Raw genomic sequence first — 23,734 nt, forward strand, 5'->3', positions numbered from 1 at the left:
GAGGTCAAGTATGAAAACAAACACAAAAGGCAAGGGACGGCTGCTGCTCATCCTCGCGATGCTGCTGGCGCTGCTGGCAACGGCCTGCTCGAACAACGCAGGGGAAGCGGGAAGCACGAACGCGCCGAGCGGAAACGACCCTTCGGGGAATGCGCAAAACGCGGATGATCCGTACGCGGATCTGCCCAAAAAAATCAGCATCTCCACGTTTGACAGAGGGCAGGTATCAAGCGACGAGGGGACGTACGAGGATAACCGCTGGGTGAAGTGGATCCGCGAGCAATCGGGCATTGACGTTTCGATCGTGCCCGTACCGCGCAATCAGGCCCAGGATACGCTGAATGTGCTCATCGCCTCGAACCAGGCTCCGGATTTGCTTTGGGAGTTTGACCGCTCGTATATTGGAAAGCTGGTGACGCAAGGGGTCATCCAGCCGATCGGGGATTATATTGAAAAATACAGCACTTCCTACAAAAGATATTTGGAAGAAAACCCGGATTTGAAAGCCCATCTAACGTTTAACGGGGAAATGTATGCGGTGGCCAGCAAGCGCCCCGTCACGTCGATCGCGAACCATGCGATGTGGATTCGCCAGGATTGGCTGGACGAGGTCGGCATGGAGAAGCCGACGACCGTCGAGGAATTAATCAAGGTGGCGCAGGCGTTCAAGGAGCATTATCCGGACAGCACGCCGATCGTAGGCGCCAACGCGCCAGACATCTACGCCGCTCTGCACGGGTCAATGAGCTTCCTCTGGTACCTGGAGGACGGGAAAATGAAATACGGCCCGACGCTGGACAGGTACAAAGATGTCATCGGTTTGGAGAAGCAGCTTTACGAGTTGGGCCTGGTCGACAAGGAATATTTCACCGACAGCAACAACCAGCGCTCCAACCAGCTGTGGACGACAGGCCAAGCAGGCATATTGTTGGGGCAATGGGGAACCGGAGCGGTCGACATTCTGATGCGGGATTTGATCTCCAACGTGCCGGACGCCAAGCCGGTGCCGCTGGAAGCGGTCGCATCGAAGCACGGAAAGTTCGGCACCTACCAGGAGGCCTCGCCTTTCATTTACGTGGCGTTTAATAAGGATATGAAAAATCCGAAGGCGGCCGTCGAGTATTTGGACTGGATCATCGATAAGGGCTGGTTCACGCTGATGAACGGGGAAGAAGGCGTCCATTACGAGAAGTTAGGCGAAATCGCGAAGCGGATCGATGCGGATAAGTTCACGAAGGAAGTGTTATACGCCAATGAATATGCCGTTCTGCGGCAGGAAAACATCAAGCCGGAGGATCTGCCTCTACAAGCGGCCGACGACGCGCTGTCGCAGCGGATTGCCGCGCTGAATGCGGAATCTTTGCAAACGGTGTTAAAAAACCCGTTCAAGCGCGATATCCCGTATCAGCCGAATTTCGAAGAAATCAACGAAATTCGCTCCACGTTCGATACGTTCATCCGCGAAACGCGGGCAACGGCCGTCACGCAGGGCGACAAATATACGGGCGATTGGGCCATCGGCGAGATCCGCAAGGAGTGGGAGCGTTTAGGAGGAGCCGAAGCGGAGGCAATCGCGCAGAAATGGTACGAGGAGAACAAAGCAAGCTTTAACTAACGGTGCCGTAAGCGGACAAGGGAGATACGCCATGGAACGGGTTCAGAACAAACGGCTGTTTAATGCCATTGCCATTCTTTCCATGGTGTTGTTTCTCCTTGTCTTTTCTTCGATTTTTTTGACCTACATGATTTTCAACGGCCAATTGGGCAAGCAGCTGACCGCCACGAACATGGAGCTGCTGAAGCAGCAGGAGCACAAGCTGGAGCTTGTCCTGCAAAATATCGATAAGCTGACCATCCAACTGCTGAATAGCGACGAGATCGTCCGGTTTTTCGAATACGAGCTGAACGAGCAGGAGAGCCGCAACAATATGTTCCGGATCTCGAATTTCATCACGAATGTCATTAACAGCAACGATTATATATTCTCGATCGATTTGTACTCGTATACGAAGCAACGGCTCGTGTCGGGCAATACGCTGACGGAGCAGGATATGCTGCAGGACTTTCAATGGATTACGCAATTCCGGCAGTTTGACGGTTACTCGAATTGGATGCCGACCCGCAAAATCCAGTTGAACCGCTCCAATTATCCGATTTACCGTAACGTCACGACGCTTGTCCGCACGTACCCGCTCATTCATTCCCCGGCGGGCAGAAAGGGCGCGGTAGCGGTTAACATCAAGGAGGACGTGCTGCACGGGCTCATCCGGAATTCGACCGAGGAGGAAGCGGGGCAGACGTTCGTCATCGACAAGGAAGGCGTCGTCGTGCTGCATGGGGACAAAAGCAAGCTCGGCAAGGATATCAGCGAATTTCCGTATATCAGCCGGATTATCGGCGACGGGGAAGCGGACGGCCAGTTTTCCGCCGATGTCGAGCAGGTAGCGTCCTCCGTCTTCTACGTGCAAGCGGATTATTCGGGCTGGACAATCGTCCGCGTCGTTCCCGAGGTTCAATTTACGCGTCCGCTTGCCGCGATCCGAAACGGTCTGCTGGTGCTGGCCGTCGTGCTGTTCGTCGTGGCAACGGCATCGGCCGCGGCCGTAGGCCGCTGGACCTTCAAGCCGGTCAACCGCTTCATCATGGCGATGACCAAGCATCTGACCGTCCCGCAGAAAAACGGGTCCGTACGCAAATATACGGATGAATTCCAATATTTCGAATCGACCGTCCAGGATATTTTGCAGGACCGGGAACAGCTGCACCGGCAGGTGAACGAAAGCAAACCGTTCATCAAGTGGCAGCTGCTGACGGATTTGCTGTCGGGGAACCGGAAAAGCATGCCGGCGCTGCAGTCGTTCATGAACCGGGTCGGCGTCCGCCTGCATACGGGTCGTTACATCGTCATGAGCGTGGAGTTCGATAACCGGAACGACATCCCGACTCCCCGTGATTTGCAGCTGTATTCATATGCGCTTTGCAACGTGGCCGAGGAGCTGATGAATGCGGAAAGCTTAGGAATCGCGGCAGAGACGGGCAACGGAAAATGCGCGGTCATTATGAGCTTTGACAGGACGGACGATGCCGATCGCCACATGATGCGCGCCGTAGCCGTCGCGGATTTGATGAAGGGTTTCGTGCAGGAATATTTCAACCGCACCATTACGGTAGGCATCGGCGACTCGGTAGATGAGCTGAAGGACCTTCAGCTGTCCTATAAGCAATCTTTGGAGGCGCTCCGTTACAAGCTGGTTATGGGCGGGAACTCCATCATAACGCCGGAGGAAATGGCGAGCGAGCCGTCTCCGAAGTTTTACCGGCTGTATGCGATGACGGATGGCATATTGGCTTCCGTCAAGCTCCAGGATGCGGAGAAAATGCGGCAGCAGGTGCGCAAATGGTTCGAATCGTTTGCGGAGCATAACGTTCCGCCCGAGATGATCGTCCAACTCGTCGTGCAGTGCTTGATGAAGGCAGCGACGGCAGCCGCCGAGATCGGCGTCGAATCGGAGCGGATGTTCCCCGAGCAGCCGATGTACGAGAGACTTAGCCAGTATGAGCAATTGGAGCAGCTAGAGCAGTTCACGGCCTTGGCCATGGAAAACTTCATCGGGCTCATTCAGCAGAAAAGGAGCGGACGCGAACGCAATGAGGTCATTGACAAGGTGCTGCTCTATCTTCAAGAGCATTACATGCGCAATGACTTATCGCTTAATCTGCTGGCAAGCGAATTCCGAATCAGCGTCTCGCACCTTAGCAAGCTGTTCAAGGAACAAAAGGAATGCAACTTTATCGATTATTTAATGGAATTAAGGATGAACAAAGCCAAGGAGCTGTTGTCGGAAACGGAAGAGAAAATCCGCGACATCGCCGAACGGGTAGGCTATACGAACGTCAACAGCTTTGTGCGGATTTTCAAAAAAATAACCGGACTGACCCCTACGGAGTATCGGGAACGAGCTTACGAGGAAAGCGCGAAAATCGACCTATGAGGAATGACTGTAATGGGTTAAATAGCTTTACCATAATACGCGGCCCCGTTCTTTTATCTCGCGGGGCTTGCTTTGGAGGCGGCATGAAATCATGTTGATTACCGGGACGGAAGTTTATCTAGACCGTCTGTACGCGTATATGACCTCTAGCCATAAGGGCAGTTGGGGGATGGGCTTCGATCATTGGGATTGGGTACCCGGCGTGGGCCTGATCGCGATGATGGACTACGGGGTCGCGATGAAGCGGAAAGACGTTATTTCGTATGTGAAGGATTGGGTAGAACGGAATAAGCGTCTGGCAGGAACGATGAAGGTTATCAATTCGACGGCACCGTTCGCGGTGTTTCCAGAGCTGTATCGCCAAACGGGCAACGAATGGTACATGGAGCAATCCCGTCAGATCGCCCAGTGGATGCAAGAAGATGCACCCCGGACGCGAGAAGGCGCCTTCGAGCATACAGTGACTGAAAAAGTAGGATTTCCCGAACAAGTATGGGCCGATACGTTGTTCATGGCGGTCTTGTTTCTGGCAAGGTATGCCGGGTTGACCGGAGACCGGAAGGCTGCGGAAGAAGCGCTGCAGCAGACGATGCTTCATCTTCGCCTGCTTCAAGATCGCGAAACGGGCTTGCTGTTCCATGGTTGGGATTGTCGGTCGGGCCATCATATGTCCGCTGTCCGCTGGGCTCGCGCCAATGCTTGGATCGCTGTTGCCGTACCGGAAATTGTGATGGAATTACGCGGGTTAACCGCAATACCGGAGCAGCTTACCGAGCGTTATATACGACTGGCTGAGGGGCTGCGCGGTTGCCAGTCCGAAGATGGGCTCTGGCATACCGTACTGGACCGGCCGGATTTCTACAAGGAAGCATCGGGCAGCGCAGGCATCGCCGGCGGATTCATTAAGGCGGTTCGAGCCGACATGCTGGATTCTTCCTATTTAGCCGCAGCATGGCAAACGGTGCAGGGCCTGGTGCCGCTGATTTCCGCTGAAGGCGAAGTGACTTCCGTCTCGGGAGGAACGCCGGTCATGCCGTCGGCCGAGGCCTACAACGGCATCGCCCTTTTTCCAACACTGTACGGACAGGGGCTGGCAATGATGCTGCTTACGGAAGCGGCCAAGCTGGATAAGGAAGGTGGGGACGGGTCGTGGAAGCTTTAGACACTCGGCGCATGCTGCTCCGTCTCATTCAATCAAGGGAGACGCACTACAATCCGCAGGTTCGTATGCTGACATCGCCCTTCAGCAGCCCAGGTTATCATACGACGATAAAAAAAGCCGATTTCATTCATTCCACCCGCAGCTCGCTGATCTATGCCCTAGGCTTGCTGGATACGGAGCTGGAGGAATATGAACAACGCGCCTTCGACATTATCCGGCAGGTTATTTCGCTGCAGGATACGGACCGGAGCCGCAGCACCTTCGGCATTTGGCCATGGTTTTACGAGGAGCCGCTTGAGAAGATGTCTCCGCCTGATTGGAACTGGGCCGACTTCTGCGGCAAGCAGCTTGTGCTGTCTGTTTTGCGTCACGGACACCGTTTTCCGGATGAACTTCTGAATGATGTGCGGCGGGCAGTCTATAACGCATGCGATGCCATCATGATCAGAAATGTCGGACCGAACTATACGAATATCGCCATCATGGGGGCGTTCGTCACCTTAATTGCTGGCGAGCTCTACAAGCGCGAGGATTATCGGACATATGGTCTGGAACGCTTGGAGAAGCTTCGTGCTTTTACGCAGGAACGGCAAGCCTTTCAAGAGTACAACAGTCCTCCTTACACGTACATCGCCATTCTGGAACTGTCCAAAATAGCGGTGGAAACGAAGGACGACCGCGCCAAAGCGATCAGCGGAGAACTGGCCGATATGGCTTGGAGGAGTGTGGCGGAGCATTACCATGCCGGGACCGGGCAGTGGTCGGGACCGCACAGCCGCTGCTACCAAACGCTGCTTAGCGATCAAAACAAAGCGTTCCTGCAGCTGGCGACGGCGGGGAAGCTGATGTTTTTCGCATGGGAGGAACTTCCTTATGAAGAGGAGTGGTACAAAAGCCGATTCGAGTGTCCGTCAAAGTATATGAGTCTTTTTCTTACGGCAGAGAATCGGGAATTAAGGCAGTGCTACGAATCCCATCAAGGCGGCGGGCAGGGAAAATGGGCAACGACCTTCATGACCCCAAGCTTTGCGCTGGGCAGCTTCAGCCGGGAAATTCTGTGGAACCAGAGACGGGCGCTGCTCGCTTACGTCGATAACGGGGGAGAGACCACCTATCTTCATTTACGCTGCCTGCATGACGGCTACGATTATTGCTCCGCCGTTTTTTACTCGGATCAGGTTGACGCCCATGTGCTGTTTGGCGTTGGTTTTCTGACGAACGGGGGTGACACTCATCCTAGTTTGGACAAGATGAACGGGAGCATCGAGGCCTCGGATTTCAGACTGCGTTTGGAAATCGGTGGTCACCTGGACCGCATCAGCGCGCATGCGGACCGGGACGGGGCGGTGATTGGGATCCACAATACGCCGGTACGGTTGCGCAGCTGGCACATGGCATTCGGCAATGCCCATTCGGATGAAGCGGTACCGTGGAAATGGGAGATTAACCGGGAAGAGGGAGTAATGGGGATCGATCTTGTTATCTATGCCGGACAAAGAAAGACGATAGATTTTCGGAATATAAGCCGTGCAGCGTTTCTATTTTCACTCCTATTCGGAACTCGGGAGGAAGAGGACTTCGTGCCGGAGATCGAAGAGGACGCAGAACATATCAGGTTAAGAGGCACGTGGCGGGAGCGGGAGATGCGGATATCCATGCCGGCTTGTCCGGTAGAGCAGTAGCTTGCGGATCGGAGGATTGTCTGTACTTCACCCTGTAATCGCTCTTATGGTAATCTGGAGCAGTACGGAGATCAAATCTCAATATTTCACCTTTAACGAGGCTGCCGTCATATCGGCAGCCTTATTACGTTAATACTATTATCCCAAACTTTTTTTTGCTGCGTGAAAAATAACGGGCTCCTTGATTGTATTACTAGTGAAAGGGGGACATCAGGTGAACGATTCATATGAGCTCAATGAATCCGTCCGCAAAGCCGTGACCAACTATTCCGACAGCCTGGTCAAGATAGCGTTCGCCTATCTCAAAAACGTTGCCGACGCGGAGGAAGTCGCGCAGGAAGTATTCCTGGCTTATCTCCAGAAATCCCCCGTTTTTGACAGCGTCGATCATGAGAAAGCCTGGTTAATCCGAACGACGATAAATAAATGCAAGAACCTGCTCAAGACGGGCTGGTTTAAAAGTCGGAACCCGATACCGGACAACCTGTCTTACCTTCCGAAGAATGAATACATGGTCCTGCAAGCTGTATTGTCATTGGATAAAAAATACCGGGTCCCGATCCATCTGCATTATTACGAAGGCTACTCATTGGAAGAAATAGCGGAATTACTTCATGCCAAACCCGCAACGGTAGGGACATGGCTTGCTCGAGGGCGTAATCAGCTTAAAGAAATAATAGGTGGTGATTTGTGAAGATGAAGAAATCGGATTATAAATCGGCCATTTCCAAATTGAAAACGAGTGAAGACTTTGAGCAACGTACGATCGAACGCTTAAACCTGGAAAGTCGCAAACAAATGGATAACGATAAACGAAGAGGAGAGTTTCGCATGAAAACAGCAAATCAAGCAGTTAAGAAAAACAAAGCGGCGATCTGGGCAACGAGCATTGCGGCTTGCGCGGTATTGACCTTAAGCATCTATGCGGTTAACCAAAACGGAAGCAGCACCGCTCCAGCTCCGACCACGAAAGGCGGCATCGTTGAAAATAACGGTCCGGGTTCAGCCCCTTCGGCAAAGCACCGGGTCAACATCGACGGAGTCATTGAAGAGGTAAGCGCGGACGGCCAAAGCTTCCGGATAGGCGAGTTGTGGGTAAAGGTAACGGAAAACACGGCTTACGGAATAACGGGCCCGACAGCTCCCGATCCTTCCGAGCAGCTCGTTAGCAAGGAATTTAAAGTCGGCAACACGGTATCCGGCTTCACCTCGGAAGACGTCACAAGCGGGGAAGTAACGGCCGACGCGATTTACAACAATTTTTAAGATAGACTTAAGATCCTAACGGACCGTTACGGGTGCATCGATAATGAACAGCATGAAGACTGCCGATATCGGCAGTCTTCATGCTTAAAGGGATAATTCGAACTTAAGCCCCCAGATCAAGCAGTTTTTCTTCCGCCGCTTTCTTCCGGACGCCTGAGCCCGATAGACGGAAGGATGCGACAGCCGTCGCTGCCGCGATCGTCACGCCCGCCGCTCCGATCCATGTGATGGATGGAAGCGAGAGCTGCTCGACGGCTACGCCGCCCAGTCCCGCGCCGGCCGCCATAGCTAATTGCAGCATCGAGGTGTTCAAGCTAAGCATGATGCCGGAGGCTTCGGGAGCAAGGCTGATTAAATTATACTGCTGCGTCGGTCCCGACGACCATGCCGCAAACGACCACAGCATAAGCAGAGGGAAGATGACGGCCGCGGACTGCTGCCCGGCAACCGAGATTAATACGAGCGCAACCGCGTGAAGCAGCATGCCGATGACCAAAGTGCGGGGAACGCCCCACTTATCGGTGCTGAAGCCTCCGAGCTTGGAGCCGATCAGACTGGCGATGCCGAATGCGAATAGTCCAGCGCTTACGCCCTGTTCGCTAAGTCCCGACACGTTAAGAAGATACGGCGATAAATAAGTGTTCGCGATCGAATAACCGCCGATCCAGAAGAAGGTGACAAGCAGAGCGACAACGATCTTCGGCTGCTTCAGAAGGGCAAGCTGCCTGCCGATCGGCACCGGCTCCTCGCCTTCCGTTCGCGGAATAGTGAATAGAATAAGAAGGATGGCGACTAGTCCCAGTAGGCCGATTCCGGCGAAAATGAATTTCCAATCGTATGCGGCTGCAGCAACCCTTCCTAGCGGCACGCCGATAATAAGAGACGTGCTGAAGCCCATAACGAGCGTCGCGATGGCGCTGCCTTGCTTTTCGGGCGGGGCAAGCTTGGCCGCTACGGTAAGCGCCGTAACGACGAACACCCCTGTGCTGAGCGCTAGAACGACTCTCGACGCCATAAGAAATCCGAAGCCCGGCAATAAGACGGCGATTCCGTTGCCTACGGCAAATACGGCTAGGGCATAAATCAGGAGCTTCCGGCGCTCCACTCTGGCGGTTACGGCCATCAGAATCGGGGTGCCGAATGCATAGGCCAACGAGAACACGGTAATCAGCTGGCCGGCCGCGGACACCGATACTCCCGCATCCGCGGCTACTTTATCCAAAATCCCCGCGATAATAAACTCGGACGTACCGACAAGAAAACTGATGACGGCAAGCATGTAAATTTTCCAAGCGTTCGACATACGGTATTGCTCCTCTCTCCACTCCAAATAATTTTTATATTTCTAAAAGTATAGAAATAAAGATTAAAAAAATGACTACTTTTTGCAGCCGTCTTCGTCCCGTTTGGAACAAATCGTACCTGCTTGAAATATAGGCTTCAGGATCGGATCGCTATATCTCAAGCAAATACGGCGCATACTTCTCCGCGATTACGCGGTTCACGCTGTAATAAATGTAGGTGCCGTCCTTGCGGGTGCTGAGCAGTCCGCAATCCGTCAATTGCTTCAAGTGATGCGAAAGCGTCGATCCGGCGACGGATTCCAGCTTGTCCCCGATGTCGGAGCAGCATAAATTCCGCTCTTCGGTGAGCAGAAGAGCGATTTTGAGCCGTGTCGGTTCTCCGAGCGCTTTGTACACCTTGACCGCTTGCCGAATTTCCGCGTTATCCTCCACCATCGTCTTCACACCTTTACCAGTTGTCGTTATTTCTATGGATGTCGAAATAAAGATAACACAGCACTTTCGGAATGTAAAGCCCGGATGAATAGGTTGATTTTTGTTACTTAATAATATAGTTGACATGATACGAAGTAGTAACTATAATGGTTACAACGGTGGTGGTAAACTTGAAGCAAATAAGCACACGATTTTCGATGGCTGTTCATACGCTTACCTTGATTGCGGTTAGCTCGGGCGAATTCACCGGGGACTTCATAGCGGGCAGCGTAAATACAAACCCTGTAGTGATTCGAAGAATTATGGGAATGCTAAAAAAAGCGGGGTTAGTGGAGGTTCGGCCTGGTGTAGGAGGCGCTTCTCTATTGAGAGCTCCTGAGGAAATTACGCTTCTTGATATTTATCGCGCCGTTAACGTAATTGAAGATAACCAGTTATTCGGTATTCACCAAGACTCGAACATACGCTGCCTAGTCGGACGGAACATCGAGACGGCGCTCCAATCCGAATTCGAAGAAGCGCAGTCCGCGATGGAACAGAGGCTGGCGAAGACGACGTTGAGCGGGCTTATTGCAAGGTTCACCTAGATAAGAGCTCCATGAACCATGAAGCTTTTATTTTTTGAAATAGTTGTAACCATTTATGTTATAACTATGATAGTAACAACAAACTATTTTTGGAGGGAAAAGAAAATGAAACTATTAGTAACAGGCGCAACAGGGAAATTGGGATCCAAAATCGTGGAAGCCTTACTTAAATCCGTCCCGGCAAGTCAACTGGCCGTCAGTGTCCGCAATCCGGAAAGAGCGGAAGGACTGAAAGCACAAGGGATAGAGGTTCGGCATGGAGATTTCGACCATCCGGAAACATTGGAAACTGCTTTTGCCGGGATCGACCGGCTATTAATCATTTCTGCGGACGGGGACAACGACACAAGAATTCGTCAGCATACCAATGCGGTAGCAGCAGCGCAGCGCGCACAAGTTAGATTCATTGCCTACACTAGCGCTGCAAATGCAAAGGAAAGCAAGCTGTTCCTTGCCGAAGTACACCGTGTCACGGAAGAAGCCATTATCCAAACCGGTATTCCTTACTCTTTCTTAAGAAACAACTGGTATCTCGAGAATGAAATCGGCAGCATTCAAGGTGCGATTGCAGGGGCGCCGTGGGTAACCTCCGCAGGAGGCGGCAAGGTAGGCTGGGCGTTGCAACAGGATTACGCGGAAGCAGCCGCAGCCGTATTGGCGGGAACCGGACATGAGAATTCGATCTACGAGCTTTCAGGCGAATTGTTGACTCAAGAAGAGTTCGCGGCCGTTCTGGGAACCGTGTTAGGCAAAGAAGTACCCGTGCTGCAGGTCGACGATGCCAAGTATGCGGAGATTATGATCGGCGCGGGTATTCCCGACTTCGTCATCCCTATTCTTGTAGGCATTCAACAAGGCATTCGCGAAGGCGCACTGGAAATCGAAAGCAATGATTTCGAGAAGCTGCTCGGTCGTTCGCTTACGCCGATCACAGTGGGTCTAACTCAAATCGTTAACGGAATTGCCGGGACCGACTAATCCCATACACAGATCAAGAGGCTGTCTCGAAAGTGTTAAACTCAAAACAGAGATTGCTCGATTAATGCTTCAAGGAATGATTTCTTTGTTTTCCTGAGGGCGAAAGGGTTCATTCATGGCGTGGAATGTGCGAAGAGGCTATACTGGATCATTGCAGTAACTTTAAGCTGTTTCGGCCATATCGAGAGCTATATTGGATATTCGCAACATAGACCTCTGTTTTGCTCTCAAAATGCCATCAAACGCTCAAAGTTTCTGCGAAAATCCAACATAGCTCCTCACCACCACTCATGCCGCCCCAAGTTTCTGCAAAAATCCAACCTAGCAGCCAGAGGTTAGATGCATACGCACAAAGGGGATGTCCTTAAGCCAGTGGCTTATGGGATATCCCCGTTTTTCTTTACGCATCGTTCTTACGTTATTTCCTTAAATCTCGAATCGTGTTGCCCGGGGCGAAATCGCCTTGCAATCGAATATGCTCGAAAGGGAGCAAAGGATTGGCAATTCTCCAGATCATCCGGTCGCCCGCGCGGTAGCCGGTTTCCCGGATCGGAAGGACAGGTCTTGCGATGTCCGGCATACCTCCTTGCACGTTAGGCTCCAAGCATATAATCGAATAATCAAGCGGGAGCCGTTTCCCGGCCGCATTGCATGCCAGATAAGTCCGCGCCAAGGCTTCCTCCGTCGCACATACAAAGGCCGTCGGTTCATACCTCGTCACAAGGTCAAGCCAGCTTTCCTTCCACTCCTCCAACCGATCATCGGAACGGAGCATATGCTCATCCGGGCGCACCTCAATCCCGAGATCGTCCATGCTGTCGCGAAAGGCCATCCATCTCAGCTTGTATCCCCGCCTGCTCTTCACATCGCCGATATACATGATTTTCTTGTGGCCGCGATTGACCAAATAATCGACCGATTGCTGCATGGCATTGAAAACATCCCAGATGATGCTGTCGATCTTCGCGCCGAACGGCGGGAAATTCAGCATAATCCGGGGAAGCTCGAGCGAGATCAGTCTCCGTTCGATAGACGCTGGAATAAGCGGGGAAATAAAGATGCCATCCGCGTACATAATCCCATGGTGCAATAACCATGTCGAGAAATGTTCGTCGCTATTCAAGCCGTCCGGCACGAAACAGAGCTCGATCTTGTGTCCTGCCTCGGCAAGGCGGCTCGTCATGCCTTCAAGCAAAGGTTGATGGATCGTTAAGGCGACGTCTTGGCCGGAGGCGAGCAACAGAATAAAACGCCGCGGTTTGGAAGGAAAGAGCGGTATGCCGTCGAGCGACATGCTTCGCTCCTGCTCCTTCGTCCGATAGCCTAGTTCATGGGCGGCTTGCCTAACGGCTTGCCGGGTTTCCTCCGACATGCCGGGCAAGCCCCGCAGTGCCTTGGATACCGTATGGACGGTCAATTGAAGCTGATTGGCGATGTGCTGCAACGTAACTTTTTTGCGGATGGGCATCGTCTATGCTCCTTCTTGTTGGGTCGATAAATGAAACTAAAGTGAAACTAAAAATAAATGAAATGGAAGCTTATAATTACTCTACATGAACGTCATGATGTTGTATATGGGGGTTGAAGCGCAATGAATACGTACCGTTTGCAAGAGGAAGCGATTCCTGTCGGCAGGGAAATGGATGTCGTAATCGTAGGTGGAGGGGCTACAGGCATAGCTGCCGCTATTGCCGCGTCGAGGAACGGGGCGCGCACGCTGCTCATCGAGCAACGCGGGTTTCTTGGCGGAATGGGAACGGTCGCCCTCGTACCGGCCTTCTGTCCGTTTACTGATCATGTGAAGCCGGTTATTCGGGGAATCGGACTGGAATTGATGGAGCGCATGAAAAGGAATTGCAATGAGGAATACCACGAATTGTACAACGATTTGCTGGATTGGGTGCCCATCGACGCCGAAGTGCTGAAACGAGTCTATGACGATGCCGTACTTGAAAGCGGGGCCGAGCTGCTCTACCATACGTTCGTCGGTCAAATCTGCATGGATCCTGCCGGCAGCCGAATTGACGGCGTCGTTATCGTGAATAAGACGGGCAGATCGTTCGTGAAGTGCTCCTATCTGATCGATGCAACGGGCGATGCCGATATCGCAGCCATGGCGGGCGTTCCGTTCCACAAAGGCGGCGAACAGGGCGAGCTGCAACCGGGAACCATGTGTTACCTATTGACGAATGTCGATCGTAATCGCTTTAAGAAATATCTCAAGGAGAGCGGAGATACCGGTCAAATTCCGATCGCCGTTCAGAAGGCGCAGGCGAGCGGCGATCTGCCGGAAGGGCGCAAAGAGGTGTCCGGTTTCGCATGGGTATCCGATTATTTGGTGGGCATTAATTTCGGCCATATTTTCAACATCGACGGGACTAAGGCAGAGGATCTTACTCGCGGCGCGATCGAGGGCCGCAGGAAGGTGAAGGAGCAGCTCCGGTTCCTGCAAAAATACGTGCCGGGCTTCGAGAAAGCGCATCTGATCTCGACCGGAGAGCAGATTGGCATACGCGAAACAAGAAGAATCGTCGGCGATTATGTGCTGACGCAGCAGGATTTCCTGGAGATGCGGACATTCCCGGATGACATCGCGAGAAATGCGTATTTTATCGATATTCATATGGCGACTAGCAAGGATAAAATGGCAATCCATCATTTGCCTCATGGCCGATCGCATGGCGTTCCTTACCGATGCTTGCTGCCGCTCGGCATTGATAATCTGTGGGTCGCGGGACGGGCGGCTTCATCGGACCGGGTCGTTCAAGGGTCGCTGCGCGTTATGCCCAATTGCTTCGCGATGGGCCAAGCGGCTGGTACGGCAGCTTACTTAGCGGGTCTTAACGGCTTGACCTCAAGGGAGGTAGTCATTGACGAGCTTCAGCGGCTGCTTATCGAGCAGGAGGCTTGGCTTGGAGAAGAGACCCATGAGAGGTTGGCCGTAAGACAATGAAGAAGCGGGTGAATGATTGAGCTTGCATTGTAGATTAAATGTTCACAAAGTGTTCACTTATGAGGCGTTTCATACTTCTCTATAATTACAAGAAATACAAGAGAGGATGATGGAAATTGCCCCCTTTCCCTTTGCATGGTAACGGGAATGGTGCTATGCATGTCGCTATATGGTTCGGCTTCCGCTTACTTTTCTAACAACCTGGACGGAGGCTCCTTTATTGGCAACTACTTTTCTACCGTATTGAACAACTTTGTTTTTGCTTTGCCGCTCCAGCTCATCATTATCGGGCCGCTTGTACGGTATGTATTTCAATCATTCGTCAAAGGAAAGATGGCGGATGCTCTAAGCTAAGCCATCTCCCCCTGGAAAAGGATACAAGCGAGCGAGGAAGTGGCTGCCAACCGGCGGCCTCTTTGCGTATATTGGGCAACAATATGTTTAGGATTCGGTTATAGTGGTGTATTCTTTATAATATAATGGGATAATCTTTAGACTTTACCCTATGCAAAACCCGGGAGGTATGCATGCGCAAAGCAGCCAGCAAACTATTGATGCTCGTCGTAATTATAGCAGCTGCATACAGTCTTGAACTGAAGCTTGATTTATTTCCGCCATCTTCGGAACCCGGCGAGCCTGCCATGGCAGCGGAGAGGGATGAATTAGGCGAGCTTGGGGCGCAGCTTGCCGATCGTTTCCAAAGCCGCGCCGAGCATTTCTCCGTTACGTTCGAAGGAGACAAGCAGGAGCTGTCGGACCGATTGCCGGATATCGTACGCGAGGCGCTTAAGCAAGACGACTACGTCGCGTATATCCTTGATTCCTATGTGTATACGATTCGAAGCTGGGGCGGACGCTCTACGATCTCGATGGAAGCGCGGTACCGGGAGTCGGTGGAGGAGACGGCGGTTGTCGATGCGGCAGTCACCAGAGCGCTGCACGATATTATAGCACCCGATATGAACGATCACGAGAAGACGAAAGCGATTCACGATTGGATCGTCACGCATGTGGAATACGATCAGTCGTTGAAACATTATACGGCCTATAACGCAATCACCTTGGGCAATGCGGTATGTCAAGGATATTCGCTGCTCGGTTATAAAATGCTCAAGGAAGCGGGCATTCCGGTCCTTATTGCCGACGGCTCGGTCGATTCGGGCGAGCATGCGTGGAATATGGTCCAGCTTGACGGCAAATGGTATCATTTGGACCTGACATGGGATGATCCTATTATATCTGGAGAAGCCGGCGACGAATCAAAGGATTATGCAATACGCTACAATTATTACTTGAAGACGGACGAGGAGCTGCGCGCGGATCATCGGTGGACGAAGACGTATCCCGCAGCGGTCAGCAGCTATCTCGAAGCCTTGCAGCAAACAGCGCAATCCGGAAGCCAGCCCGAGTCCGGCAAGGCGGATAAGCTGAAGATCGAGCTGGGGCTGCATTGGCTAGACGAGGAAAATACAGTGACTAGCGCGGAACAGCTTCGTACCGTCATTCATTCGGCTGTACGTTCGCGCAGCGGCAGCTTGCAGTTCAGGTATGTAGACGGGGATACGTTCCCGGAGGCGCTTAAGGCAGCATTCGAAGGCATCAAAACGGCGGTTGGCTATAAGGCCAGCTATGAATCGTATCGAAACGACGGCTCCAAACTCGTTAACTTGAAGCTGGAATATGAATAAAGAAGGCTGTCCCGACGAAGCGAGCTTACGTTGCTCGATGTTTCGGCGGGACAGCCTTCTTCATTGTTGGCTATTTGCTTAAAGCTGCCCAAAGAAGAGCGCCAGCCGTTTACGCTTGTTGATCCCTAATGCGGGCCGCCGTCATCTGCTGCCACACGGATCCCGCAGCCTCCTCGCCGCGTTCGATTCGCTCCAGCGCCATCTGCGCTTGAAGCTTGATCTCGAATTCGGCGTCATCCGCCGCTTCGCGCAGCGCTTCGACTGCCGTCTCGTCACCAAGCTCGTAGAGATAACGCGCGGCGCGCCAGCGGACAAGCTTGTTCTTGTCGCGCAGAGCCTCGATCATTGGCCCGATCGCTGCGGGATCGCCAAGATCGGATAAAGTGTCTCCGGCCGTTCTTCGAACGGATGACGAGGCATCCCGCAGGGCGGCGAACAGAAGCGGCATCGCTTCCGGCGATCTTAGGTCGCCCAGATAGACGACGGCCAGACGGCGGATCGACGCGTTCTCGTCTTGAAGGGCTGCCGACAGCACGCCAATCGTTTCGACCGACGGCGTGAACCGCTCGAAGGCTGCGTAACGGATCTTCCAATCGTCGGCAGCGAATTGCTCCATCACTTGCTCCGCCGTTAACGGAGCAGGTCTGACGGGCGTTGCGACGGCTTCGCCCGCAGCATCGTTCCCTTGCTCCTTCGCGTGGGCGATGAGCGACTCAAGTCTCTCCTGCGTATAGGACGCCTCAAGCTCGCGGACGATCTCGGCGGCAATCTCTTCGGGCTCGCCGTAGCGGACGCCGAATTCCTCCAGCTTTCGCTCGCGGATCATTGCCGAACCTGCCGCTTGCTGAACGGCTTCGCCGAAGGCGGGCGGGAGCGCAGAGCGCACTTCTCCGCCTGCCATTCGAACGCGTACCTGCATCGGAATGCCGCGGTACATTTGCACGAACACCTGCGCTTCGCCGAAGCTGGCGGGAGTTTCGGGGCCGCCGGCCGTGCCGCCTTCGCCTTCGCCGTCCGCGCGCAGCAATTGACCGGCTTCCGCCAGAATCCGCGCCCAATCCGCGCCCGGCAGACGATCGAGCGCAATGAAGTCGGCCGTGCGGAACACGCTTTTGACCCCTTCGATGCGAAGCAATGGCCGGAGCTGCTCCGGCGCGTCCGCGGCCTCCTTAGCCTTGTAGGTCAGCCGCTGACCGCGAGGGAGCGACTCGTCCACGTTCAGCTTCATGGAGTTCGGACTTGGCGTCGGTTCTATAGAAATGAGTTTCATTTGAATTAACCTCCTCGAAAAAAATATTCACCCATTTGAGCACTTTATCGTACTTTTAAGTGTAACTGATTTTGAACTTCGATGCGAGAATGCCATTTGCATTTCACACCGCCGGCTTGGTATCTTTAAAGGGAAAGATTAAGACAGCGAGGAGGGATGAGCGGTTGCGGTTTAAACGATTTGCCAACATAGAACAAGTAGAGCAGCATAATTCATTGAAACAGTTCAAGAGGTGGCGTCAAGAGCGCATTCGCAAGCTGAAAATGAAAGATTATTCGTTTACCGTTCCGAACGCCCAGCCTGACATCGCTTTCCTGCAGGCGAACAGAAAGCAGCCGTCTATTACATGGGTTGGCCATTCGACCTTCCTGATTCAAATCGGAGGGCTCAATATAATAACAGACCCGGTCTGGGCCGGGCAGATGGCTTTCCAGAAAAGATTGGCGCCGCCCGGCATCCAAATTGAGGACGTGCCGCCTATCGATATCGTTCTCATCTCGCATTCCCATTATGACCACTTGAACATTAATTCGTTGCGCAGGCTCGGCGGACCGAGGCAGCTGATTGTGCCTGCGGGACTTAGCCAGAAGCTGAAGCTTAAAGGCTTCTTGCGCGTCAAAGAGCTGCATTGGTGGGAATCGATCCATATTCATGGCATCAAATTCACGTTCGTTCCGTCGCAGCATTGGACCCGCCGCAATCCGTGGGATACGAACAGCTCGCATTGGGGCGGATGGGTTATCGAACCGGTTGGTTCGCGAAGCCGACGTCTTGTCGGCTATGAAGGTGGCAAGACAAAACAGCAGTCACAGACGCCGCACGTAATCGGGGCCTCCGAGGAAGCGGCAGCCGCCGAAGCTTCGCCTGTCGCTAAATCGGCATCCGCAAGGAATGAAGCAAAGGCCCGGATATCCAGAGCAGAGGAAAAGCAAAACAGCGGCCATGCACCCGGCTTCCGCGCCGAGGACGCTTTCGCGGCGGATGCGGCGGAGCGGCCGGTCGTCTCGGATTCCCCGACGATTTATTTCGCCGGAGACAGCGGCTACTTCCAAGGATTCAAGGAAATCGGCAGACGGTTCCCGATCGATGTCGCCTTAATGCCGATCGGCGCGTATGAGCCGGAATGGTTCATGGGACCGCAGCATGTGACGCCGGAACAGGCGCTGCAGGCGTTCGAGGACACCGGAGCGAAATGGTTCGTTCCGATGCACTATGGCGCTTTCAAGCTGGCTGACGATACGCCGAGCGAAGCGATATGCCGCCTGGAAGCTGCCCGGCAGGCGAAAGGCATAGACCCGTCGCGGCTCGTCGTACTTCCTCATGGCGAATCCTGGCGTCTGGCCGGCACGAAACATAAATAACAAACGAGAACAAAATAGCGCCAAATACGGGCAATGACGGTATAGGCTGCAACGTATATACTTGAAGGTATCAAAACGATCATGAAGGGGATACAACCAATGAGTCAGTCCGTAATTCGAATCGGCATAATCGGCGCGGGAGCAATCGGCTCCGTCCATGCACAAACATTCGCTAAGGTGGAAGGTGCCGAGGTTGCGGCGATTACCGACGCGTACTTGCCGCTCGCCGAGCAGCGCGCGCAGGAGCATAACATTAAGACCGTGCATGAATCGCCGCAGAAGCTGCTCGAAGACAGCTCGATCGACGCCGTTATTATCGGCGTGCCGAACAAGTTCCACGCGGAGCTTGCGATCGAAGCATTCAAGCAAGGCAAACACGTGCTGCTTGAGAAGCCGATGGCGATCAACTCCGAGGTTGCGCGCACAATCGTCCAAGCTGCCGAGCAATCCGGCAAAGTGCTGATGATGTCTCACCAAATGCGCTGGACAGGCCTTAGCCGCGCGGTGAAGGCGCGCATCGACAGCGGCGACGTCGGCCGCATCTATAATGCAAAGACGGGATGGCTGCGCAAGAAGGGCATTCCAGGCTGGGGCTCATGGTTCACGCGCAAGGATCAATCCGGCGGCGGACCGCTGATCGATATCGGCGTTCATATGATCGACCTGTCGCTCTACTTGATGGGCAATCCGAAGCCGGTATCCGTATTCGGCACGACTTACGCTGAATTCGGTCCGAAGCGCGAGGGCATCGGTACATGGGGAACGCCGAACTGGGACGGCTATTACGATGTCGAGGATCTGGCATCCGCGCTCATCAAGCTCGACAACGGCGCGACGTTGTCGCTTGACGTCAGCTGGGCCGCCCATGCCGCCGGCTTGTCCGAGGATCCGTTCATTCATTTGATGGGGACGGAAGGCGGCGTATCGGTCGTCGGCAATAGCGGCACTTATGTTACGCATAAGGATGGCGAAGTCGCGCTTAGCGACATTGCTCCGCTTGAAGGCGAAGAAGACCGCATCCTAATGGGAGGCCATTTCGTTTCGTGCATTCGCGAAGGCAAGCAGCCGATTACGTCTGGCTTGTCCGGCTATACGTCCAACCGGATTCTTGACGCGATCTACGAATCGTCGCGCACGGGCAATGAGGTGAAGCTGAACTGGGAATAGTCGCCTCTTTATCGCGAAACCGAGTTAACGTATAATTAAACAAGCCGCCTCTAAAGTAACGACATCCGTTATTTTTTCGAGGCGGCTTTATTTTTTTGCGCATTTGGGCACGGACCGAAATCGGAAGGAGCGTTCATGAAGAAAACAATCGCACTTCTATTGCTTATTGCCTTATGCGTTTTCCAATACGTCAGAACGAGCTCTCCCGATCAAGACCCCTACTTAACGACCGACTACAGCCGTCTGCATCCGGTTAAAGTAGAGCGCGTCGTGGCGGGCAAGGAGGAAGAACAACTCGTTCGTCTGGTGAAAGACGCGAAGCGGAAGGGGCTGAAGGTTTCCATTGCCGGGCAGCGCCATAGCCAAGGCGGACATACGTATTACAAGGACGGTATTGTGGTCGATATGACAAGCTATAACAAGATCATCGAGGTTGATTCGGACGCCAAGCGGATCACACTGCAAGCCGGTGCGACTTGGGAGGATGCGCAGAAGGCGATCAACCGTTACGGCCTTTCCGTCAAAACGATGCAATCGCTCAATCCGTTTACGATCGGCGGCTCGATCAGCATCAACGCGCATGGCAGAGACATCCGCAACGGCTCGCTTATAAGCAGCGTCGATTCGTTCCGGCTTCTGACCGCCGACGGACAGATTAAGAACGTAAGCCGTACGGAGAATGCGGAGCTTTTCCCGCTGGCGCTCGGAGGTTACGGGCTGTTCGGCATCATCTTGGACGTTACGCTCGATCTGACGGAGGACGAGGTTTACCGCGAGTCGACCCTGCTGATGGACTTAAGCGATTACGTCGATTATTTCCAACGCGAGGTGCTTCCGAATCCGGCGATCAAGCTGCATATTGGCCGTATTTCCGTTGCTGACGACAGCTACTTTACCGAGGCGTTGGCCAAAAACTATACAGTCGATCCATCGCTGCCTCTGGACAAATATAATAAGCTGGAAAGCAATGAAAAGTGGGTCGCGCCGGGCAAGCTGCTGTTTAATTTGAACCGATCGACGGACTGGGGCAAGAAGCTGCAGTGGAACCTGCAAACGTACGTCTTCACCAGGCAATCGGATCACATCATAAGCCGCAACAATGCCATGCGCGCCGCTTACGAATTTATGGACTATAGCCAGCCTGGAGCAAACGATCAGCTTCAGGAATATTTCGTTCCGTTGGACCGGTTCGACAGCTTCGCACGGCGGTTGGGCGAGATTGTGAAAGAAGATAAGCTGAACTTGCTTAACGTGACGATTCGTTACGTCGGCAAGGATCGGGAAGCGATGCTCTCTTATGCCAAGGACGACATGCTCGCGCTTGTCTGCCTGTTCAACACCCCGCTGTCGGAGCAGGGGCAGAGGAAGATGAAGGACAGCGTTCAGCGGATGATCGATGAGGTTATCGCGCATGACGGTTCTTATTATTTGCCTTATATCGCCTATCCGACGCTGGAGCAATTCCAAACCATATATCCGAACTACGAAAATTTTTTCGAGCAGAAACGGATGTTTGACGAGAACGAGTTGTTCATGAACTATTTTTATGCCAATTACGGGTCGGGCCGGAGGATAGAGGAGGTCGCATCTTGAACGTCAAATGGCTAATTAGATCGCAGAGCGTTGCGACTCTAGCGGCAGGCATGATCTATCCTTATTATTTGTTGTTTCTCAAAAACTTAGGCAACAGCTACTCGAAGTACGGCTTAGCGTTCGCCGTATTCACCATAAGTTCGGCGGCGGTGTCAACCTGGCTCGGGCCGAGGCTGGACAAGCATGGCACGCGCATTATGGTCATTAGCTCGCTTGGCATGATGGCCGCCATGTTCGCGTTCCCATGGACGAGCTCCTATACGCTCGTTCTGCTTCTGCAGCTTATTATGGGCACCTGCAATGCGATGCAGCGAATGAGCGAGCGGCTGCTGCTCGCCGACAGCACGGAGTTTGTCTCCCGAGGGATAACGATAGGCTCCTATCACTTCTGGACGTCGATTGCATCCGGCTTCGCCGTTATCCTGGGCGGACTGCTGATCGACTGGCTGACGATCAACGCATTATTCTATATGAGCGCGCTGCTGTACGGCGTTAGCGCTTGGGTCGTATGGAGGGCGAGCCGCGCGAGTCTCAGCCGCAAAGCCGAGGATACGATTACTTTTTAATCCAATGCCCAATTGGACGTTCGTTTAGCCGCATACTGTGCTATAATAGTTCGAGATAAAGTGATCAAGTAGTGAAGGACGGGATTGAAGAAATGATTAGTACAAGTGGCATTACGCTTCGTTACGGGAAGCGTCCGCTTTTTGAAGATGTGAGCATCAAATTCACGCCAGGCAACTGTTACGGCTTGATCGGCGCGAACGGCGCAGGCAAATCGACGTTTCTAAAAATATTGTCCGGCGAAGTCGAGCAGTCAAGCGGAGAAGTTCATATAACACCGGGCGAGAGACTCGCCGTATTGAAGCAGAACCATTACGAATACGACGGGTTCGCCGTGCTTGAGACGGTTATTATGGGCTACAAGAAGCTGTACGAGGTAATGAAAGAGAAAGACGCGCTATATGCGAAAGCTGATTTTACGGATGAAGACGGCATGCGCGCAGGCGAGCTGGAAGCCGAATTCGCGGACATGAACGGCTGGGAAGCCGAATCCGAAGCGGCAGAGATGCTGAACGGCCTTGGCATTACGCCGGATATGCACAGCAAGATGATGAGCGAGCTTGACGGCAACGAGAAGGTTCGCGTATTGCTCGCGCAAGCGTTGTTCGGCGCTCCGAACATCCTGCTTCTCGATGAGCCTACCAACCATTTGGACATCGAATCGATTCGCTGGCTGGAAGACTTCTTGGGCGACTACAAAGGTACTGTAATCGTAGTCAGCCATGACAGGCACTTCCTGAATACGGTATGTACGCATATCGCGGACATCGACTTTGGCAAAATCCAGATGTACGTCGGCAACTACGACTTCTGGTACGAGTCCAGCCAATTGGCGCTTCAATTGCAGCGCGGCGAGAACAAGAAGAAGGAAGACAAGATCAAGGAGCTGCAAGCGTTCATTCAACGTTTCAGCGCGAACAAGTCGAAGGCGAAGCAAGCTACGTCGCGTCAGAAGCTGCTTGAGAAAATCACGCTTGACGACATTCGTCCGTCGAACCGTAAATATCCGTTCATTCTGTTCAAAGGCGAGCGCGAAGCGGGCAAGCAACTGCTGCTCGTTGACGGCTTGACTAAGACGGTCGACGGCGAGAAGCTGATCGACAACCTGACGATTACGATCAACAAAGGCGACAAGGTTGCCTTCGTCGGTCCGAACGGCTTGCCGAAGACGGTCTTCTTCCAATTGCTCGTCGGCGAGCTGGAGCCGGACGCGGGCAGCTATTCGTGGGGCGTTACGACGACTCGCGCTTACTTTCCTAAGGACAACTCGGCTTACTTCGAAGGCGTAGACATGAACCTTGTGGAATGGCTTCGCCAATATTCCAAGGATCCGGATGAGACGTTCCTTCGCGGCTTCCTTGGCCGCATGCTGTTCTCCGGCGACGACGCTATGAAGAAAGCGAGCGTATTGTCCGGCGGAGAGAAAGTACGCTGCATGCTGTCGAAAATGATGCTGGAAGGCGCGAATGTGTTCATTATGGATGAGCCGACGAACCACTTGGACCTCGAGTCCATTACGGCGCTCAACAACGGTCTGACCGATACGGACTGCACCGTTTTGTTCACTTCCCATGACCATCAGTTCGTGCAGACGATTGCGAACCGCATTATAGAGATTACGCCGGGCGGGGTGATCGACCGTATGACGACTTACGACGAGTACCTCGAGAGCGCGGAGATCAAAGCGATCCGCGAGCGTATGTACTCGGTGCAATAAATAACAAAGAGCGCC

20 protein-coding genes are annotated in these 23,734 nt (G+C 53.3%); 16 read left to right on the forward strand and 4 right to left on the reverse strand.

Features of this window, described 5'->3' with window-relative positions:
- Positions 1–10: 10 nt before the first annotated feature.
- The 6 genes from J2T14_RS13290 (at position 11) to J2T14_RS13315 (ending at position 8,102) form a co-directional block, all read left to right on the forward strand.
- Positions 11–1,615 (forward strand): extracellular solute-binding protein, encoded by a 1,605-nt coding sequence (locus J2T14_RS13290; protein ID WP_307471459.1) that lies wholly within the window; start codon positions 11–13, stop codon positions 1,613–1,615.
- A 31-nt stretch (positions 1,616–1,646) separates the two neighbouring features.
- A complete protein-coding gene (locus J2T14_RS13295) occupies positions 1,647–3,992 on the forward strand; it encodes a helix-turn-helix domain-containing protein (protein ID WP_307471462.1) in 2,346 nt (781 codons plus the stop codon).
- 91 nt (positions 3,993–4,083) lie between these two features.
- A complete protein-coding gene (locus J2T14_RS13300) occupies positions 4,084–5,154 on the forward strand; it encodes a glycoside hydrolase family 88/105 protein (protein WP_307471464.1) in 1,071 nt (356 codons plus the stop codon).
- On the forward strand, positions 5,142–6,836 hold the full coding sequence (locus J2T14_RS13305; RefSeq protein WP_307471466.1) for a hypothetical protein: 1,695 nt from the start codon (positions 5,142–5,144) through the stop codon (positions 6,834–6,836). The genes J2T14_RS13300 and J2T14_RS13305 overlap by 13 nt, the downstream gene beginning before the upstream one ends.
- Positions 6,837–7,050: 214 nt before the next feature.
- Positions 7,051–7,530, forward strand: coding sequence for an RNA polymerase sigma factor (locus tag J2T14_RS13310; protein WP_307471469.1), 480 nt, complete (start codon positions 7,051–7,053; stop codon positions 7,528–7,530).
- A gap of 137 nt (positions 7,531–7,667) precedes the next feature.
- On the forward strand, positions 7,668–8,102 hold the full coding sequence (locus J2T14_RS13315) for a hypothetical protein (RefSeq protein WP_307471471.1): 435 nt from the start codon (positions 7,668–7,670) through the stop codon (positions 8,100–8,102).
- A gap of 103 nt (positions 8,103–8,205) precedes the next feature.
- Here the strand turns inward: J2T14_RS13315 and J2T14_RS13320 are convergent, their stop codons facing one another.
- Together J2T14_RS13320 and J2T14_RS13325 are read right to left on the reverse strand one after the other, a co-directional pair.
- Positions 8,206–9,405 (reverse strand): MFS transporter, encoded by a 1,200-nt coding sequence (locus J2T14_RS13320; protein WP_307206614.1) that lies wholly within the window; start codon positions 9,403–9,405, stop codon positions 8,206–8,208.
- A 151-nt stretch (positions 9,406–9,556) separates the two neighbouring features.
- A complete protein-coding gene (locus J2T14_RS13325; protein WP_307471473.1) occupies positions 9,557–9,841 on the reverse strand; it encodes an ArsR/SmtB family transcription factor in 285 nt (94 codons plus the stop codon).
- Between the two features lie 170 nt (positions 9,842–10,011).
- Here J2T14_RS13325 and J2T14_RS13330 point away from each other — a divergent pair, with 170 nt between their 5' ends.
- Positions 10,012–10,428 carry an Rrf2 family transcriptional regulator gene (locus J2T14_RS13330; RefSeq protein WP_307206618.1) on the forward strand — a complete coding sequence of 139 codons (417 nt, stop codon included), beginning with the start codon at positions 10,012–10,014 and terminating at the stop codon, positions 10,426–10,428.
- Positions 10,429–10,533: 105 nt separating this feature from the next.
- On the forward strand, positions 10,534–11,406 hold the full coding sequence (locus tag J2T14_RS13335) for an SDR family oxidoreductase (protein WP_307471476.1): 873 nt from the start codon (positions 10,534–10,536) through the stop codon (positions 11,404–11,406).
- 418 nt (positions 11,407–11,824) lie between these two features.
- Here J2T14_RS13335 and J2T14_RS13340 read toward each other — a convergent pair whose 3' ends face one another.
- Positions 11,825–12,874 carry a LacI family DNA-binding transcriptional regulator gene (locus J2T14_RS13340; RefSeq protein WP_307471478.1) on the reverse strand — a complete coding sequence of 350 codons (1,050 nt, stop codon included), beginning with the start codon at positions 12,872–12,874 and terminating at the stop codon, positions 11,825–11,827.
- Between the two features lie 123 nt (positions 12,875–12,997).
- On the opposite strand from J2T14_RS13340, the gene J2T14_RS13345 reads away from it, so the two are divergent.
- The 3 genes from J2T14_RS13345 to J2T14_RS13355 all read left to right on the forward strand — a co-directional run bounded on the left by J2T14_RS13345 (position 12,998) and on the right by J2T14_RS13355 (position 16,047).
- Positions 12,998–14,359, forward strand: coding sequence for an FAD-dependent oxidoreductase (locus J2T14_RS13345; RefSeq protein ID WP_307471481.1), 1,362 nt, complete (start codon positions 12,998–13,000; stop codon positions 14,357–14,359).
- A 159-nt stretch (positions 14,360–14,518) separates the two neighbouring features.
- Positions 14,519–14,713: a hypothetical protein gene (locus J2T14_RS13350; RefSeq protein ID WP_307471483.1), complete on the forward strand. Its 195-nt coding sequence runs from the start codon at positions 14,519–14,521 to the stop codon at positions 14,711–14,713.
- A 173-nt stretch (positions 14,714–14,886) separates the two neighbouring features.
- Positions 14,887–16,047 (forward strand): transglutaminase domain-containing protein, encoded by a 1,161-nt coding sequence (locus J2T14_RS13355; protein WP_307471486.1) that lies wholly within the window; start codon positions 14,887–14,889, stop codon positions 16,045–16,047.
- Positions 16,048–16,156: 109 nt separating this feature from the next.
- Here J2T14_RS13355 and J2T14_RS13360 read toward each other — a convergent pair whose 3' ends face one another.
- Positions 16,157–17,317, reverse strand: a complete 1,161-nt coding sequence (locus J2T14_RS13360; RefSeq protein WP_307471488.1) for a conserved virulence factor C family protein — start codon at positions 17,315–17,317, stop codon at positions 16,157–16,159.
- Positions 17,318–17,481: 164 nt separating this feature from the next.
- On the opposite strand from J2T14_RS13360, the gene J2T14_RS13365 reads away from it, so the two are divergent.
- The 5 genes from J2T14_RS13365 (at position 17,482) to J2T14_RS13385 (ending at position 23,719) form a co-directional block, all read left to right on the forward strand.
- A complete protein-coding gene (locus J2T14_RS13365; RefSeq protein WP_307471490.1) occupies positions 17,482–18,678 on the forward strand; it encodes an MBL fold metallo-hydrolase in 1,197 nt (398 codons plus the stop codon).
- A gap of 99 nt (positions 18,679–18,777) precedes the next feature.
- Positions 18,778–19,845 (forward strand): Gfo/Idh/MocA family protein, encoded by a 1,068-nt coding sequence (locus J2T14_RS13370; RefSeq protein WP_307206631.1) that lies wholly within the window; start codon positions 18,778–18,780, stop codon positions 19,843–19,845.
- A 135-nt stretch (positions 19,846–19,980) separates the two neighbouring features.
- Positions 19,981–21,438, forward strand: coding sequence for an FAD-binding oxidoreductase (locus J2T14_RS13375; RefSeq protein WP_307471493.1), 1,458 nt, complete (start codon positions 19,981–19,983; stop codon positions 21,436–21,438).
- On the forward strand, positions 21,435–22,004 hold the full coding sequence (locus J2T14_RS13380) for an MFS transporter (RefSeq protein WP_307471495.1): 570 nt from the start codon (positions 21,435–21,437) through the stop codon (positions 22,002–22,004). The genes J2T14_RS13375 and J2T14_RS13380 overlap by 4 nt, the downstream gene beginning before the upstream one ends.
- A gap of 92 nt (positions 22,005–22,096) precedes the next feature.
- Positions 22,097–23,719, forward strand: coding sequence for an ABC-F family ATP-binding cassette domain-containing protein (locus J2T14_RS13385; protein WP_307206637.1), 1,623 nt, complete (start codon positions 22,097–22,099; stop codon positions 23,717–23,719).
- The last annotated feature ends 15 nt before the right edge of the window (positions 23,720–23,734 follow it).

This window comes from Paenibacillus harenae, assembly GCF_030812415.1.
Lineage (GTDB): Bacteria > Bacillota > Bacilli > Paenibacillales > Paenibacillaceae > Pristimantibacillus > Pristimantibacillus harenae_A.